General features: G+C 63.1%; 13 protein-coding genes. 12 read left to right on the top strand and 1 reads right to left on the bottom strand.

Annotated elements, in window-relative coordinates; all coding sequences use genetic code 11:
* The first annotated feature begins 86 nt into the window (after positions 1–86).
* From AAE484_RS04185 to AAE484_RS04130, 12 genes are all read left to right on the top strand, one after another.
* Entirely contained in the window at positions 87–1,046 is a 960-nt protein-coding gene (locus AAE484_RS04185) for an AAA family ATPase (RefSeq protein WP_341937080.1), read from the top strand.
* A gap of 5 nt (positions 1,047–1,051) precedes the next feature.
* The gene (locus AAE484_RS04180; RefSeq protein WP_341937079.1) at positions 1,052–2,020 is read left to right on the top strand and encodes a DUF58 domain-containing protein; all 969 of its coding nucleotides are present in this window, start codon (positions 1,052–1,054) and stop codon (positions 2,018–2,020) included.
* Between the two features lie 8 nt (positions 2,021–2,028).
* On the top strand, positions 2,029–2,604 hold the full coding sequence (locus tag AAE484_RS04175; protein ID WP_341937078.1) for a DUF4381 domain-containing protein: 576 nt from the start codon (positions 2,029–2,031) through the stop codon (positions 2,602–2,604).
* On the top strand, positions 2,597–3,607 hold the full coding sequence (locus AAE484_RS04170) for a vWA domain-containing protein (protein WP_341937077.1): 1,011 nt from the start codon (positions 2,597–2,599) through the stop codon (positions 3,605–3,607). Before AAE484_RS04175 ends, AAE484_RS04170 begins: the two co-directional genes overlap by 8 nt.
* Complete coding sequence (locus AAE484_RS04165) at positions 3,604–5,511, top strand: vWA domain-containing protein (protein ID WP_341937076.1); 1,908 nt, start codon at positions 3,604–3,606, stop codon at positions 5,509–5,511. The genes AAE484_RS04170 and AAE484_RS04165 overlap by 4 nt, the downstream gene beginning before the upstream one ends.
* Before the next feature lie 57 nt (positions 5,512–5,568).
* Positions 5,569–7,317, top strand: a complete 1,749-nt coding sequence (locus AAE484_RS04160; RefSeq protein ID WP_341937075.1) for a BatD family protein — start codon at positions 5,569–5,571, stop codon at positions 7,315–7,317.
* Positions 7,314–7,619, top strand: a complete 306-nt coding sequence (locus AAE484_RS04155) for a GIY-YIG nuclease family protein (RefSeq protein ID WP_341937074.1) — start codon at positions 7,314–7,316, stop codon at positions 7,617–7,619. The genes AAE484_RS04160 and AAE484_RS04155 overlap by 4 nt, the downstream gene beginning before the upstream one ends.
* A 40-nt stretch (positions 7,620–7,659) precedes the next feature.
* Complete coding sequence (locus AAE484_RS04150) at positions 7,660–8,250, top strand: tRNA-uridine aminocarboxypropyltransferase (RefSeq protein ID WP_341937073.1); 591 nt, start codon at positions 7,660–7,662, stop codon at positions 8,248–8,250.
* 330 nt (positions 8,251–8,580) lie between these two features.
* The gene (locus tag AAE484_RS04145; RefSeq protein WP_341937072.1) at positions 8,581–11,514 is read left to right on the top strand and encodes an insulinase family protein; all 2,934 of its coding nucleotides are present in this window, start codon (positions 8,581–8,583) and stop codon (positions 11,512–11,514) included.
* Between the two features lie 177 nt (positions 11,515–11,691).
* Positions 11,692–12,543, top strand: coding sequence for a PP2C family protein-serine/threonine phosphatase (locus AAE484_RS04140; RefSeq protein ID WP_341937071.1), 852 nt, complete (start codon positions 11,692–11,694; stop codon positions 12,541–12,543).
* A complete protein-coding gene (locus AAE484_RS04135; protein WP_341937070.1) occupies positions 12,543–14,897 on the top strand; it encodes a bifunctional serine/threonine-protein kinase/formylglycine-generating enzyme family protein in 2,355 nt (784 codons plus the stop codon). Before AAE484_RS04140 ends, AAE484_RS04135 begins: the two co-directional genes overlap by 1 nt.
* Positions 14,898–14,931: 34 nt before the next feature.
* Entirely contained in the window at positions 14,932–15,156 is a 225-nt protein-coding gene (locus AAE484_RS04130) for a hypothetical protein (protein WP_341937069.1), read from the top strand.
* Between the two features lie 406 nt (positions 15,157–15,562).
* Here the strand turns inward: AAE484_RS04130 and murB are convergent, their stop codons facing one another.
* Positions 15,563–16,582 (bottom strand): UDP-N-acetylmuramate dehydrogenase, encoded by a 1,020-nt coding sequence (gene murB / locus AAE484_RS04125; protein WP_341937068.1) that lies wholly within the window; start codon positions 16,580–16,582, stop codon positions 15,563–15,565.
* Between the last annotated feature and the right edge of the window lie 35 nt (positions 16,583–16,617).

Genomic DNA, 16,617 nt, shown 5'->3' with positions numbered 1-16,617 from the left:
TGGCAACAATAGGCGACACCTGATCAGTTTTTAATCAGACCCCGAACCGTACTTCATCAAATAAGCAGGCAAAAAAGTAGGCACCTATGCAGGCATACGACTCGCTAACCACTCTGAATCACTGGCTCAACAACCAGATCGTCGGCCAGGAGCACCTGGTCCAGCGTATGCTGATCGCGCTGCTCGCCGACGGCCATCTACTGGTGGAAGGCGCGCCCGGACTGGCAAAGACCAAGGCGATCAAAACCCTGGCCGAAGCGATCGAGGGCAACTTCCACCGGATTCAGTTCACCCCGGACCTGCTGCCCTCCGATGTCACCGGCACCGACATCTACCGCCCCGAACAGAACACCTTCGAATTTCAGCCGGGCCCCATTTTTCACAACCTGGTGCTGAGCGATGAAATCAACCGGGCGCCGGCCAAGGTGCAGTCGGCTTTGCTGGAGGCGATGGCCGAGCGGCAGGTCAGTGTGGGCAGTACCACCTACCCTCTGCCGGCACTGTTCATGGTGATGGCCACCCAGAATCCGATCGAACAGGAAGGTACTTATCCGCTCCCGGAAGCGCAGCTGGACCGCTTCCTGATGCAGGTACTGGTGGACTACCCCGATATTGAGTCGGAACGCCGGATCCTCAAACTGGCCCGCGACGAAGCCGCCCATATCGAAGGCGAAGCGCCCAGTGAAATCAGCCAGGAAGTGCTGTTTACCGCCCGCCAGGAAGTGCTGCAGATTCATATGGCCGAACCCATCGAGGAGTACATCGTTCAGCTGATCAACGCCAGCCGCCGACCCAATGAATACGATCAGGAACTGGCCCAATGGCTGGACTATGGTGCCAGTCCGCGCGGCACCATCGCGCTGGATCGCTGCGCCCGCGCCCACGCCTGGATCGATGGCCGAGATTACGTCAGCCCGGACGATGTCCGGGCGGTGGCGCACGACTGCCTCCGCCACCGGCTGATCCTGAGCTTTGAAGCGGAAGCCACCGGCGTTACCAGCGAGAAGGTCATTGATCGACTCCTGGAAACGGTACCTCTGGGTTGATGGCAATGACGACGGCTTCCGACACTCTGCTGGGCCCCCGGGGCGCGCACTGCGATCTGGCCGATCTGCTGCGTTTGCGCTTTGCCGCGCGCGACCTCACGCTCTTTGCCCAGCGCCCGGCCCGCAGTCTGCTGACCGGTGGGCTGCGTACGCGCATGCGTGGTCGGGGGGTGGATTTTGAGGAGGTTCGTCTCTATCACCCGGGCGACGATGTGCGCTCGATTGACTGGCGGGTCACGGCCCGCACCCAGGTCCCCCACACCAAGGTGTTCCGCGAGGAGCGCGAGCGCCCGGTCTTTGTGGTGGCTGACCAGCGCTCGCCCATGTTTTTCGGCAGCCGCACCTGTTTCAAGTCGGTGCTGGCCACCCATCTCGGGGCCCTGATCGCCTGGGCCGCGCTGCACCAGAGCGACCGGATTGGCGGCCTGGTGTTCGGCGACACGAGCCAGCGGGACATTCGGGCCCGTCGCAGCAAGCATGCGGCGCTGGAGCTGCTGCACCAGTTGCACGACTACAACCGGGAGTTGAACGACCCGGTTCCGGCGGACAATGCCGTTCACCTGAGCACCATTCTTGAAGACACGCGGCGGATCGCCAAACCCGGCAGCGCCGTTTTTCTGCTGAGCGACTTTCACGACTTTGATCGGCGCTGCGAACAGCAGCTGTTTGAATTGGCCCGGCATACGGATGTGACCCTGATGCATCTGTACGACCCGCTGGAAAAACAACTGGCCAGCAACAGCGGCCTGACCGTCAGCGACGGCGAGCAGCGGTTGCAATTGCCCGCACAGGATCCGGCATTTCAGCGGGCCTATCGGTCGCGCTTTGAGCAACAGCTGCACTATCTGACCGGCCGCTGTCAGCGACTGGCGCTGCCGCTGCTGTCCTACGCCACCAACGATGATATTCACACACTGATGCGCGAGCGCTTCGGGGCACGCACACGCCAACCGGGGCGTCGATCAGCCAGATGAGTGAGGGTATGAACGCACAAGATCCACTGGCACAACTGCGCGACATCCATCTGCCGGAGTCCACCGGCTGGTGGCCCCTGGCCTGGGGCTGGTGGCTGGTCCTGGCGCTGATTGTCCTGGGCCTGGGCTTCGCCCTGTACCGCCTCCGGATAAAGCGCCGTCGGCAGCGCTATCGGCAGGAGGCGCTGGCCGAGCTCGAGCGGGCCTACCGCCACTTTCGGGAGTATTCCGATACCGCCGCCTACCTCCAGTCGCTGAATCAGCTGCTGCGCCGGGCGGCGCTGAGCGCACTGCCGCCCGAACAACATTCCCGGGTGGCCGGACTGTCGGGCGAAGCCTGGCTGGAATTTCTCGATGGGCAGCTCCCCGAGAAACACCGGCCCTTCACCGAGGGGCCCGGCCGGGCGCTGCTGGCGGGACCCTATCAGGCCAACCCCGAGGCGGATGTCGAGGCGCTGCAGCAACTCGGCCGGGAGTGGTTGAGAGACCACCGCCTCCAGCGCCCTGCAAACCATCGGCGCGGAAAATCCGGCCACAGCCAACCCCATTCACCCCGTCGTCCGGAGGCCACGCGCAATGCTTGAACTGCAATGGCCCTGGTTGCTGATGCTGCTCCCGCTGCCGTTGGTCATGTGGTTCGTTCCCGCCGAACCCAGCCGCGAAGCGGCCCTGCGGGTCCCCTTTTTCCAGAAAGTACGGGAGCTGCGGGATACCCCCGGCCGCCGCACCCCCCGGCGCCTGTTGCCGCTGATACTCTGGCTGATATGGGGATCGACCCTGTTCGCCGCCAGTCACCCCCAGTGGGTGGGCGAACCGGTGAGCCTTCCCAGCAGCGGGCGCGATCTGCTGATGGCGGTGGATATTTCCGGCAGTATGGAAATTGAAGACATGCAATACCGGGGCGAGCCCCTGAACCGGCTCCAGGCGGTCAAAGGGGTCGTGGGCGAGTTTGTGCGCGAGCGCAAAAGCGACCGGCTGGGTCTGGTGCTGTTCGGCACCCGAGCCTATCTGCAGGCGCCGTTGACCTACGACCGCAACACCGTCGACCAACTGCTGCAGGAGACCGAGATCGGCTTTGCCGGCGAAAAAACCGCCATTGGCGATGCCATCGGGCTGGCGGTGAAGCGCCTGCGCGATCGGCCCGAAGCCAGTCGGGTCCTGGTATTGCTCACCGACGGCGCCAACAATGCGGGCGAATTGACCCCGCAACGGGCCGCTTACCTCGCGGAGCAGCACGACGTGAAAATCTACACCATCGGTTTTGGCGCCGAGGAGATGGTGACCAACACCATTTTCGGACAGAGGCGGGTCAACCCCTCGCGCGATCTGGATGAAGGCACCATGCGCGAAATTGCCGAGCAGACCGGCGGTCGCTACTTCCGGGCGCGCAACCTGGAAGAGCTGGCGCAGGTGCACGACACCCTCAACCGCCTGGAGCCGATTGAATTCGAGGACGAAACCTTCCGGCCCACCAAAAGTCTGTTCTTCTGGCCCCTGGGGCTGGCCTTGGGTCTCAGCCTGCTGCTGGCCCTGGGACGACTGTGGAGCCAGCGCCTCGAGCAGCCCTGGCAAGGGGGGATATCATGATGGAGTGGAGCCAATTGATCACCCAGTTTCACTGGCTGAGACCCTACTGGCTGCTGGCCCTGGTGCCCGTTGTTCTGCTGGCCCTGCTGCTTTGGCGGCAGACCCGTCGTGCGCGCCAATGGAGCCAGTTGGTCGACCCCGAGTTATTGCAGCACCTGGTGGACCCCGACTCCGGGCGCAAGCGCCGATCCTATCTGTGGGCCCTACTGCTGGGCTGGATTGTGGCGACGCTGGCACTGGCCGGCCCCAGCTGGGAAAAACGGCCCCTGCCGGTCCACAAAAACGAAAACGCTCTGGTGATCGTCCTGGACCTGTCACCCTCCATGCTGGCCGAAGATCTGACCCCCTCGCGCCTCGCCCGCGCCCGATTGAAAATTGCCGACGTGCTGCGCCTGCGTGAAGACGGTTTTACCGGTCTGGTCGCCTATGCCGGTGATGCCCACGTGGTATCCCCGCTCACCGACGACACCGCCACAATCAACAGCCTGCTCTCTGCCCTGCACCCCAACATCATGCCTCAGGCCGGGAGCAACACCGAAGCCGCCATTGCCCAGGCGCAGACTCTGATGGAGGATGCGGGTATGTCCGAGGGCCGGATTCTGCTGATTACCGACGGCGTGGTGGAGGCGGCCGAAAGGCCCATTCTCGACCGGCTGCAGGAATCGGGATTCCGCCTGTCAATTCTGGGCATCGGCACGCCGGACGGGGCGCCCATTCCCAACGAGCGCGGCGGTTTTGAGCGCGACCGTTCGGGGGAAGTGGTCGTGGCCCGGCTGGAAGAAGATCGGCTCGAGCGCCTGGCCGGGCGAACCGGGGGGCGCTACACCCGTATCGGCGATCGCAATGATATCGAGTGGCTGCTGAACCAGCCCACCCTGGGCGAGGAACGCCACCGGGAACTCGAGCGGGAGTTCGACACCTGGTACGACCGGGGCCACTGGCTGGTCCTTCTGCTGCTGCCGCTGATTCTCTACAGTTTCAGGCGGGGCCTCCTGGTTCTGGTGGTCGCCCTGCCCATGGTCGGCCTTTACCCTGCACCGGCCCAGGCCGCCGATTGGCAGGCGCCCTTTCTCACTCCCAATCAGCGCGGTGAGCGGCGCCTGCAGGCCGATGACCCCGAGGCCGCCGCCGAGGTCTTTCAGGACCCGGAATGGCTGGGCTCGGCCCTCTACCGGGCGGAGGACTACGAGGCCGCGGCCGAGGCCTTTGCCCAGAGCGACAGTGCCCGCGCCCATTACAATCGCGGCAATGCCCTCGCTCGGGCGGGTGATCTGGCGGCGGCCATCGAGGCTTACGAGCAGGCCCTGTCGCAGGCGCCGGAGATGGAAGATGCCCAGGCCAACAAACAACTGGTGGAACAGCTGAAAGAACAACAGGAACAGGAACAGCAGCAACAGGAATCCGACGAAGAAGGCGAGTCCGGAGAGGACGGCTCCGATGAACAGAACCAGGACGGTAGCGATTCCGACTCCGACGATTCCGGACAACCTGAGGACTCGGAACAGAGCCAGAGCGATTCTCAATCAGGAGATCAGGACGACGGACAGCAGAACCCGTCGGAACCCGACGATCAGGAACCTGAAAACGACCGGGATCCCTCTAACGACCGCGAAGGCAATGGACAGGACGACGGAGAACAGCAGGACAGGGAACAGGAACAAACGGGCGAACAGGAAGAGGAGTCCGACGAGCCGACCGAAGAGATGTCCGCACCGGCCACACTGGAGGATTCGGACCTGAGCGACGAGGAGCGACAGGCCATGGATCAGTGGCTGCGCCGGATTCCCGATGACCCGGGTGGTCTGCTCAGACGCAAATTCGAGCACCAGAGTCAGGAGCGGCGTCTGGAACGCTACCGCGGTGAAACCCAAACCCAGGCACCCGATGCCGAAAAGCGCTGGTAAGGATTCAAGACTCAAGCTATGAACACACTATTGCATTCACACAAGTGGCAAACGGTTATGAGATCACCCTCCCTATTGACCGACTGGGTCCTCCGGCTGGTGACGATCGGCCTGCTCCTGCTGATGAGCGCGACCGCCAGCGCCCAGGAACTGCAGGCCGAGGTGGACCGGCGCACCATCAGCCTGAATGACACCGTTACACTGACGCTGCGCAAAAGTGGGCGCACTCTTCAGGGCGGACCCGACTTCGAACCCCTGCGCCGCCACTTTGATGTGCTCAGCAATCAGCGCAGCCACCAGATGCGGATCGTCAATGGCGACATGCAATCCTGGACCGAGTGGCGTCTGACACTGTCACCCAAAAAACCCGGCACACTGATCATCCCCGCCTTTGAGTTCGAAGGCGAACAGAGCCAGCCCATTGACATTACCGTCGAGGAACGTCAGCGCGATCCGGAGCGCAGCGGTGAGGAGCTGTTCATTGAAACCGAGCTGAGCAAAGACTCGGTGTACGTTCAGGAGCAGTTGCTGTTTACCGTGCGCCTCTACAGTCAGGTCAACCTCGATGGCGCCGAAATGGAACCCCTGGAGTTTGAAAACGCCATGGTGACCACGGTTGATGAGAACAACTTCATCACCCAGATCGACAACCGCCAGCACCTGGTGCTCGAAGCCACCTTTGCCATCTTTCCCCAGGAAAGCGGCACCCTGGAAATTCCCTCGCGCGCCTATGAAGTGGCGCTCAGCCGGGGTCAGCGTGGCCCCTGGGGCGGCAACACCCGCAAACGCCTGCGCACCGAAAGCCGGCAGGTGGAGGTTCGCCCCACCCCCAGTGAATTCGATGGCAGCACCTGGTTGCCCGCCCGCAGCCTGCGCCTGAGCGAGCACTGGAGCAAGGATCCGACCAATCTCAAACAGGGCGAGCCGGTGACCCGCCGCATCACGCTGGAGGCGGAAGGTCTGGCCGCCGCGCAATTACCCGAGTTGGTCCTGCCGCAAGCCGATGGCGTCACCTTCTACCCGGACCGTCCCCAGACCGACGAGAAAACCAGCGCCGCCGGCCTCCAGAGCACCAGCACCTATACCGTCGCCATGGTCCCCAACGACAGCGGGCGCATGACCCTGCCCGCCATCGAAGTGAAGTGGTGGGATACCCAGGCCGAACAGATGCGCACCGCGGAAATCCCGGAAACCCGGATCCAGGTGGCCGCCACCCCGGGCAGCCGATCCGAACGCCAGAGCAACGGCGGTCGCCGTGAGGGCGACCGCCAAGACCCTGAAGGTGACGGACAGGCCGGCCCGGATTCGCTCCCCGGTCAAAGCGACCAGAGCGGCTGGAACCTCTGGCACGGACTGCTGCTGACGCTCTCGCTCGCGCTGCTCGTGCTCTGTCTCTGGCTCGCCTACACGGGGTGGCGGCTGAAGCAGGAACTGAACGCCATCCACGACCTGCACCGGGAAGACCTCCGCCGCGAACGCATCGCCCGGAGCCAGGCCTGGCAGGCCATCAAACAGGCGGCTCAGAAGAATGACCTCAAACAACTGCGCCAGGCCCTGTTGGTCTGGGCCCAGACCAACTGGCCCGAAGATCCGCCCCAGGGGCTGACCGAGATCGGCCAGCAGATCGGCAGCAAACGGCTACGCACCCAACTGGCCGACCTGGACGCCGCCCTCTTCCGGGGCAACACCGATGCCGTCTTTGATGCCAAAGTCCTGGTCAAGGAACTCAACCAGTGGCGCGTCAGCCACCGCTCCCGATCAACACCCGACAGCGGGCTCAAACCCCTCTACCGGAGCTCCCAGTGACTGAGGCTGGTACGGAGAATTCGCAGAGCAGCTGGTACGTCTACATCATCCTGGGCGACGATGAATGCCTCTATACCGGCATTACCACCGATATCGCCCGCCGCTGGCGCGAACACACCAGCGGCCCCCGGGGCGCCCGCTACTTTCGCGGGCGCCGACCGCGCGAGCTGTGCTACCTGGAGCCCCACCCGGATCGCAGCAGCGCGAGCCGCCGGGAGTGGCAGATCAAACAACTGACACGGGCCGGCAAGGAACAACTCATCGCCGCCCACCCCAAACCCCGAGTACCGGAACTGTCGTGAAGACGAAACCCGTGAAGTCGAACACCATGAGCCTGTTCCTGTGAGCCGAGCCCTCTGCCCTCGCTGCGAACGCCCCCTGCGCACCTGCCTGTGCCAGTGGATCCGCCCCTGCGCCAACCAGATGCCGGTGCTCATCCTGCAACATCCGGACGAAACGCGCGAAGCCAAAAACAGCGCCACCCTCCTGCAACTGAGCCTCACCCACTGCGAACGCCAGGTGGGCGAACACTGGCCACCGGAAACACTGGAGGAAATTCTCGGCGCGCCGGAAGACAACCTGCTACTCTACCCCGACACTTGGGCCGCCGGTACACAAACGAGCCCGACCCTGACACCCGAAGCCATCGACACAGCTTCCAGACGCCTGGTGGTCATCGATGCGACCTGGCGCAAGAGCCGCAAAATGCTCCACCTGAACCCGGCCCTGCAGACCCTGCCGCGCCTGGCACTGGCGGACACCCCGCCCTCGCGCTACCGCATCCGCCGCGCCCAAAAGCCCGGCCAGCTTTCCACGCTCGAAGCCAGCTGTTACGCTCTCGCCCGTTTGGAGCGCGAACCGATCGACTACGAACCGCTCCTGGAAGCCTTCGACGGTTTCAACGACCAACAACTGGCGTTCAGACCCAAGTGATAAAATTGCCGAAATAGCACCACTGAACATTAAAGAGAGAGGCCCACCGATCGCGGCCATTGGCACTGAGGGCCGCTTTGGGAGGGACTGTCCCAAGACCGTCAACCGCGGGACTAGTGTTGACGAGTTACAGGGACGTAGTTCACTCGCCACATCCATGTGGCTCGCCCTACGGGCAGCCTGCGGCTGTGCAAATCGGCTATCCTGCCGATTAGTGCCACGTGTCTTGGGACAGTCCCTCCCAAAGCGGACCGGACTAGCCCCAAGCACCGAAACCAGAATCGAGAGCAAACCCAACAAACACAGAATATTCCGGAGACAAAGAATTCTATGACCCACAGCCATTCCGCCTTTGAACACCTGCGCAGCCAGACCATCGACTCACTCAACCTGCGCGTGGAAGAATATCGCCACAAAGTCACCGGCGCCCAACACGTCCACCTCGCCACCGACAACAGCGAAAACGTCTTCCTCGTCGCCCTGCGCACCGTCCCCCAGGACTCCCGCGGCGTGGCCCACATACTCGAACACACCGCCCTGTGCGGCAGCGAAAAATACCCCGTGCGCGACCCCTTCTTCATGATGATCCGGCGCTCACTCAACACCTTCATGAACGCCTTCACCAGCGCCGACTGGACCGCCTACCCCTTTGCCAGCCAGAACCGCAAAGACTTCGACAACCTGCTCGACGTCTACCTCGACGCCGTCTTCTTCTCCAAACTGGACCCACTCGACTTCGCCCAGGAAGGCCACCGCCTGGAATTCAAAGAGCCGGACAACCCCCAGTCCCCGCTCACCTACAAAGGCGTCGTGTTCAACGAAATGAAAGGCGCCATGAGCTCGGTCCCCGCCCAGCTCTGGCAATCCCTGTGCCGGTACCTCTACCCCACCACCACCTACCACCACAATAGCGGCGGCGACCCGGAGCATATTCCGGACCTGACCTATGACCAGCTCAAAGAGTTCTACGAGACTCACTACCATCCGAGCAACGCCATCTTCATGACCTACGGCAACATCCCCGCCGAAGAGCACCAGGCCGTTTTTGAAGAGAGAGCGCTCCACCGGTTCGAGCGGCTGGAAGAAGAAATCGCCGTGGGCGAAGAAAAACGCTACCACGCCCCCATCGCCGTGGAAGAAGCCTACCCACTGGAAGAAGGCGAAGACCCAGCGCGCAAGACCCATGTGGTCCTGGGCTGGCTACTGGGCAACATCACCGACCTGGAACAGACCCTGGAGGCTCAACTGCTGACCAGCGTACTGCTGGACAACAGCGCCTCTCCCCTGATGCAGGCGCTGGAAACCAGTGAGCTGGGTCAGGCACCCTCCCCCCTGTGCGGAATCGACGACTCCCAGTACGAAGTCGCGTTTGCCTGTGGCCTGGAAGGCTGCGCGCTGGAGAGCGTGCCCGAGGTGGAACAGCTGATCCTGGACACACTGAAAACCGTGGCCGAAGAAGGCGTCCCCCAGGACCTGCTCGACTCCGCCCTGCATCAACTGGAACTGCAGCAACGGGAAGTGGGCGGTGATGGCTTCCCCTACGGCCTGCAGCTGATCATGAACTGTCTGCCCGCCGCCACCCACCGCGCCGACCCCCTCGCCCTGCTGGATATGGACTCAGCGCTGGTGGAGCTGCGCGATAAAATTCTGGACCCGGATTTCATTCCCGGTCTGATCCGCACCTGGCTGCTGGACAACCCCCACCGCCTGCGGCTGACCCTGCGCCCGGACAGCGCCTACAACCGGCGCGCCCAGGACGCCGAGCAACAGCGACTGACCCGCATAGAACAAGAACTTACGGACGACGATCGCCAGATCATTGTCGACCGGGCCAAAGCGCTGCAGGAGCGCCAGGTACAGGAAGACGACGACAGCATCCTGCCCAAGGTGGGCCTGGACGATGTCGCCCGGGAAATGCCCTACGTGGAGGGCAGCCGCGAGGCGCTCGACCCAGAGCGCCCGGAGGGTTACGCCCTGCGCCGCTATGGCGCCGGCACCAACGGCCTGGTGTACGAGCAGGTGACCTGCCGGCTGCCGGCCCTGAGCGACAACGAACAGTCACTGCTGCCGCTTTACTGCAACCTGCTGACCGAAGTCGGCCTGGGCCATCGCGACTACCTGGACACCCAGCGCTGGCAGGCCGGAGTGGTCGGTGGCATCAGCGCCTCCAGCAGTGTGCGCGGTGCCAGCGATGACGTGCAGCGGATCGACGCCTACCTGTCACTGGGGGCGAAAGCGCTCAGTCGTCACACCGGCGCGATGAACGACCTCCTGCGCGCCACTCTGACCGAAGCGCGCTTCGACGAGCTGGCCCGTCTGCGTGAACTGGTGGCGCAACTGCGCACCCGCCGGGAACAGGGTATTACCGGCAACGGCCACGGTCTGGCCATGCTGGCCGCCTGCTCGGGCATGGCGCCGAGCGCCAGGATGGCTCACCACCTGGGTGGCCTGGCCGGTCTGCGTTCGCTCAAGCAGTTGGACAAAACCCTGGATCAACCCGAGGCCTTGCAGGCGTTCGCCGACCAGCTCTCGGGGCTGCACACGCTGGTGCGCAATGCGCCGCGCGAGTTTCTGCTGATTGGCGAACCCCATCAGTTGGACGAGCTGCGCGAGCGCACCCGTGAGCACTGGCCCCAGGAAGCGCCGGCCGAGGACTTCCGGCCCTTCCAGCTGGACCCGGTGCGCGAACCGGTGAACGAGGCCTGGTTGACCAACACCCAGGTCAACTTCTGTGCCCAGGCCTACCCCACCGTCCCTTCGGATCACCCCGATGCGGCGCCCCTGACCGTGCTCGCGGGCTTTCTGCGCAACGGTTACCTGCACCGCACCATCCGCGAACAGGGCGGTGCCTACGGTGGCGGTGCCAGCCAGGACAACAACATTGCGGCCTTCCGCTTCTTCTCCTACCGGGACCCGCGTCTGACCGACACTCTGGACGACTTCGAGGCCGCGGTGGACTGGCTGCTCTCGAACGAACATCCCTGGCAGCCCCTGGAAGAGGCGATTCTGGGCGTGGTCAGCAGTATCGACAAGCCCGGCTCGCCCGCCGGCGAGGCGCGTCAGACCTACCAGGCCGAACTCTTCGGGCGGACCCGGGCCAAGCGGGAAACCTTCCGCAACCGCGTCTTGGGCGTGACCCTCGCCGATATCCAGCGGGTCGCCGGGGAGTACCTCAAACCGGAACGCGCCAGCACCGCCGTGGTTACCAACAGCGAACAGCGCGCCCTGTTGGAAGAGCGGGGATTGACCATCCAGGTCCTGTAAGCAAGTGGGCGGCGCGGCTTGGCGTTATGGAACGAGCCACGCCACCTGCCGGGCGCGCGAAGGCAAAACGCGCGCCGGTTCGTGGTTTTTAGCGGCAAAGTGTTTTAGCATTCCGAAGCGAGAGCACCGCTATTAGCACAGAGGTGCACGTAACAAGATTGGTTCAACGGATTACCTATGCCCGAATCCAGACTGGAATACAGTGCCGCCACCAATGCGGGCCTGAAGCGCGACAACAATGAGGATACCTACCTCTGCCTGCCCGAACGCGGCCTCTGGCTGGTTGCCGACGGCATGGGGGGCCACGAGGCGGGAGAGGTCGCCAGTGCCATCGTGCGCGACACCCTGCTCGATCAGCGGCATAAAACCCTGACTCAGGCCATCCAGGCCTCTCACCGGGCGGTGCTCAGTGCCGCCTCCCACGGCGAAGGCGCACCGGGCATGGGTTCCACCATTGTCGCGCTGCGCAGTCAGGGGCAGGAGTACGAAGTCGCCTGGGTGGGCGACAGCCGCGCCTACCTCTGGACCTACACCCCCGATGGCGGACGCCTGGAGCGCCTGACCCGCGATCACTCCTATGTGCAGATGCTGCTCGCCTCCGGCGCCATTGGCGAGGATGAGGTGGAAGGCCACCCGGACAAGAACATCATCACCCAGTGCCTCGGCTCCCACGAGCTGAACCAGGTGCAGGTGGACTCCGTGCACGGCCAGTGGCAGCGGGACCAGTGGATTCTGCTCTGCAGCGACGGGCTGACCGATGAGCTGGATGATCGGGAGCTCGCCCGGCTGCTGTTCACCAGTCGCTCCCCGCGCTCCGCGGTGAGCCGTCTGCTGCGCGCCGCCCTGCGTTCCGGGGGACGGGATAACATCACGCTTCAGCTGGTGCAGTCGCCCTTCAGTCGCCCCTCGGCCTGGCACAGTCTCTGGCAGTGGGTGCCGCACATTACCGGCCGGCGGACAGCGGATCTGGCGCTTTACGGCGCCGCCCTGGTGTCATTGCTGCTGGTTCTGTACTGGGTCGCTCGCTGATGCATATCCCCGGGTACCGAATCATCCGCAAGATCAACCAGGGCGGCATGTCCAGTGTCTACCTGGCGATTCAATTGAGCGTCGGCCGGGAGGTCGCGCTCAAGGTGATGTCCCCGGCGCTCAATGGCGACCCGGTGTTCAGCGAGCGCTTCCAGCGCGAGGCCAACATCGTCGGGCAGCTGTCCCACCCCAACATCGTGTCCATTTACGATATCGGCCGCTACAAGAACCTCAATTACATCGCCATGGACTATCTGGCCGGGGGGTCCATTCACGAGAAGATGGCCTCGGGCCTGAGCACCCAGGAAGCGCTGCGCATTACCCGGGAAATCGCCAATGCCCTCGACCACGCCCATGAAAAGGGCTATATCCACCGCGACATAAAACCCGAAAACATTCTGTTCCGGGAAGACGGCTCCGCGGTGCTCTCGGATTTTGGTGTGGCCCGCACGGTCAGCAGCGCCTCGCGCATGACCAATGCCGGCACCGTCGTGGGCACCCCCCACTACATGAGCCCGGAGCAGACCCGGGGCAAGCCGGTGGACGGCCGGGCCGACATCTACAGCCTGGGCGTGGTCTTCTATGAAATGCTGACCGGCCAGGTGCCCTACCAGGCCGACGAAGCGGTGGCCATCGCGATCAAGCATCTGACCGCGCCCATTCCCAAGCTCCCGCCGCAGTACCAGGCCTATCAGAAAATCCTGAACCGCCTGCTGGCCAAGGAGCCGGACAACCGTTTTCAGCGCGGCCGCGAGCTGGTGGCGGCCATTGATGCCCTCGAGGGGCCGAGCGGCCTGCCTCCAGGCTATGCCACCAGCGCGGACTCCACCCGGGTGCAACTGCTGTCTCTGTTCCGGGCGCTGCTGGCGACCAGCCTCGGCGCCTTGCAGGAGCAGCTGCGGCGAGCCTGGACCGGCCTCGGTTCACTGCGCTGGACGCCGCGCCGGGGGCTGTACCGACACCCGCAGATCCGGGTCACGGAGATCAAGGGCCGGACCGACTCAACGCAGGAGCACGACACCGTTGTCTCCACCCGGGTGCAACAGGCCGCCCACTACCGCTCGATCGGACCGGGACGCTGGTTTTCACGCAGCCTCACACTGGTCCTGTTTCTGGCACTGATCTGGGGCGGATTCAGTCTGGTGTTCGATCATTTGAGCCCCGAGGGCCGCTCGATCCTGCCCGCGCCTGTCGCCTCAGCGGCCCGCCACACGGCCCGTCTGATCATGGCCGAAGAACCCGCACCGCCACCGGCCTCATCCGTGTCACCACCGCGTCTGCTGGACTCGCCCGAGCCTCTGGTCCTCAGACCAAAGGAGGACCCACAAGGCGAGCCAGACGCGCTGGATCTGGACGCCCAGGCCGAGGAGCCGGTCTCGGTGCCGGAAGCCGCTCCGCCCCGCCACCCCCTTGAGGTTCAACCGGAACCGGAGAATGCCCGGGTTCGGATTCTCAATATTCCCGAGCGCTACTACCCCGGCATTCCGCTGCTGCCCGGTCGTTATCACATCGAAACCAGTTATCGCGGCTACGATACCGATACCCGCTGGATTGAGGTACGAGAAGAGCCCGTGGAGCTGTCGGTCAGCCTGAAGAAAACGCCGGTGGCCGGAGCCAGTTTTGTCAATGACCTCGCCGATGGCGGACGCGGCCCATCGATGGTGATCGTTCCCAGCGGCCAGTTCACGATGGGAAGCAAGCTGGAGGACAACAGCATGCCACGGCGAGATATTCGCATTCCCTATGCCTTTGCCATCAGCCGGTTCGAGATCACTTTTTCCGACTACGCCAAATTTGCCGAGGCCACGGAGCGGCAATTGCCCAGTGACAATCGCTGGGGACGCGGCAACCGTCCGGTCATCAATGTCAGCTGGAACGATGCGGTGGCCTATACCGAGTGGTTGAGTGAGGCCACGGGCAAGCGCTACCGCCTGCCCAGTGAGTCGGAATGGGAATACGCGGCCCGCGCGGGTACCGAAACAACCTTCTGGTGGGGCGAAGCCGGCGCCGAGGCCGATGGGATGGCCAATTGCCGGCGCGGCTGTAACAGTGAGTACACCGGGCTTTTTTCCAGTAAGAGCGCACCGGTGGGCTCCTATCCGGCCAACCCCTTCGGCTTGCACGATACGGCGGGCAATGCCGCTGAGTGGGTGCAGGATTGTTATCAGACGCATTTGCTTGAGATGCCGACCAATGGAGAGCCTCTGGAGCTCCCGGAGTGTGAGCAGCGCTCAATCCGCGGGGGTTCTTATGCGGACAGTGTCGGGCAGGTAGGCTCGCATATTCGTACCGGGCGGGCGCCGGACAGTGTGGAGGGTACGGTGGGCTTCCGGGTGGTGGTGGAGCTGTATTGATGTGGAGTTGTCTTGATAGTGGTACCGTACTGTTATGAAAGCATGGTTGTTGCGTTTTTATGAGTATCTGATCAGTGGCACGGACCGGCAGTTGTTTCGCCGGTCGATGGTGTTATTGATCATTCTGGTGGCTTGTGTGCAGATTGGTTTCAATACGGGGCACTGGTTGAGTTACATTGCGTCTTTTCTGGCCGGCATTGTGTATGTGTATGTCTGGTGGGAGTTGTTCAAGCGATTTATCAATCGTAAAGATCAGTGAGTTGTACAAACACCTAAAGTTGGTAGCTTTACGTCCGGTCCGCTGTACCGAAGGGTGTTACAAGACACGTTGCAAGTACGTCCCTGTAAACTCGAGAGCGCTAGTCCCACGGCTCATGGTCTTGTAACACCCTCCGGTACAGCGGACCTCAGAGCTTCGTTGTACTTTCCGCGGATCCCCTGCGTTGTTTTTATTACCGACAACTTTCGGAAAAAAACTGGCTGACAATCTAGTGTGGGCAGGTACAGGCTCGTTTAGTCGTGCCCAAAGTTACGTAGGGGTTGGGTGAGGCACTCGGAAACCTTCGACGACAGGATGTCGGCGCAGAGCCCCCAGGGATGGGTTTACGGCGTGTTTCCGAGTGCCTTACCCAACCCCTGCCCCAAGGTCAGATTAGTACTTTGATTCAGTAAACCCTGGGTTCGGGCTCCAGGTCGATGCCGTATTCCGAGGCGATGGAGTGGCGGATTTCTTCGGCCAGGGCCAGCACCTCCGCGCCCATGGCGTGGCCGGGGTTGGTGAGTACCAGAGCCTGCTCCGAGTGCACCGCCACCGGCCCCCGACTCGCGCCCTTCCAGCCTGCCCGCTCGATCAGCCAACCGGCGGCAACTTTTACATGACGGGCATCCACCGGGTAAGAAACCAGCCCCGGGTGGAGGATCTGCAGCTCGAGAAACTGGGTGAGGCCGATGACCGGATTTTTGAAAAAACTGCCCACATTGGGAATCCGGGCCGGGTCGGGGAGTTTGCTCCGACGGATGCGGCAGACCGCCTGGCTGACCTCAACCGGTGTCAGTTCAGAGACCGGGATCGCCTTGAGCTCTTCGCGCAGGGACGGGTAGCTGATTTTCAAGTGCGGTTGTTTGAACAACTTGAAGGTGACCGAGGTGATCAGGTAGCGATCCCGGCCCTCGTGTTTGAACAGGCTGTCGCGGTAGCCGAACGCACAATCATCCTTATCAAATTGCATTCGCTCGCCCGTCACCAGGTCGAGCGCTTCGAGCGATTCGAATACGTCTTGCAATTCTACCCCGTAGGCACCGATGTTCTGTATCGGGGCGGCGCCCACCGAGCCGGGAATCAGTGACAGATTTTCCAGTCCCCAGTACTGATGCTCCAGTGTGTATTCGACCAGCTTGTGCCAGTTTTCTCCGGCCGCGACTTTAAGCCAGACATGCTCCCGGTCTTCGCTGATTTTTTCCCGGCCGTGCAATCCGATATGGATGACCAGACCGTCAAAATCTTCGCGTAACACCAGGTTGCTGCCACCGCCCAACAGCAACAATGGCAGGGAGTTGGCCTGGGCAAACTCGAGCCACTCGGGCAGCTGCGCGGCGTCGGTCACCCGGGCATAGAAGCGCGCCCGCGCGGGCACGGCCAGGGTGTTGTGGGGTTGCAGGTCAACGTCGGTCTGTAATTCGCTCACGGCAGCTCTTGTGTTGAGTGATTCGGAATTAAGTG

The sequence above is a fragment of the Marinimicrobium sp. C2-29 genome (assembly GCF_038419845.1).
Classification (GTDB): domain Bacteria; phylum Pseudomonadota; class Gammaproteobacteria; order Pseudomonadales; family Cellvibrionaceae; genus Marinimicrobium.
This window is presented reverse-complemented; position numbering and strand designations above follow the sequence as displayed.

What these genes read in the sequence shown, in the direction of transcription:
- AAE484_RS04130 (WP_341937069.1), top strand. Translation starts at nt 14,932, where the DNA reads ATGAAAGCATGGTTGTTGCGTTTTTATGAGTATCTGATCAGTGGCACG.
- AAE484_RS04175 (WP_341937078.1), top strand. Translation starts at nt 2,029, where the DNA reads ATGAACGCACAAGATCCACTGGCACAACTGCGCGACATCCATCTGCCG.
- AAE484_RS04145 (WP_341937072.1), top strand. Translation starts at nt 8,581, where the DNA reads ATGACCCACAGCCATTCCGCCTTTGAACACCTGCGCAGCCAGACCATC.
- AAE484_RS04165 (WP_341937076.1), top strand. Translation starts at nt 3,604, where the DNA reads ATGATGGAGTGGAGCCAATTGATCACCCAGTTTCACTGGCTGAGACCC.
- AAE484_RS04140 (WP_341937071.1), top strand. Translation starts at nt 11,692, where the DNA reads ATGCCCGAATCCAGACTGGAATACAGTGCCGCCACCAATGCGGGCCTG.
- AAE484_RS04135 (WP_341937070.1), top strand. Translation starts at nt 12,543, where the DNA reads ATGCATATCCCCGGGTACCGAATCATCCGCAAGATCAACCAGGGCGGC.
- AAE484_RS04160 (WP_341937075.1), top strand. Translation starts at nt 5,569, where the DNA reads ATGAGATCACCCTCCCTATTGACCGACTGGGTCCTCCGGCTGGTGACG.
- AAE484_RS04180 (WP_341937079.1), top strand. Translation starts at nt 1,052, where the DNA reads ATGACGACGGCTTCCGACACTCTGCTGGGCCCCCGGGGCGCGCACTGC.
- AAE484_RS04170 (WP_341937077.1), top strand. Translation starts at nt 2,597, where the DNA reads ATGCTTGAACTGCAATGGCCCTGGTTGCTGATGCTGCTCCCGCTGCCG.
- AAE484_RS04185 (WP_341937080.1), top strand. Translation starts at nt 87, where the DNA reads ATGCAGGCATACGACTCGCTAACCACTCTGAATCACTGGCTCAACAAC.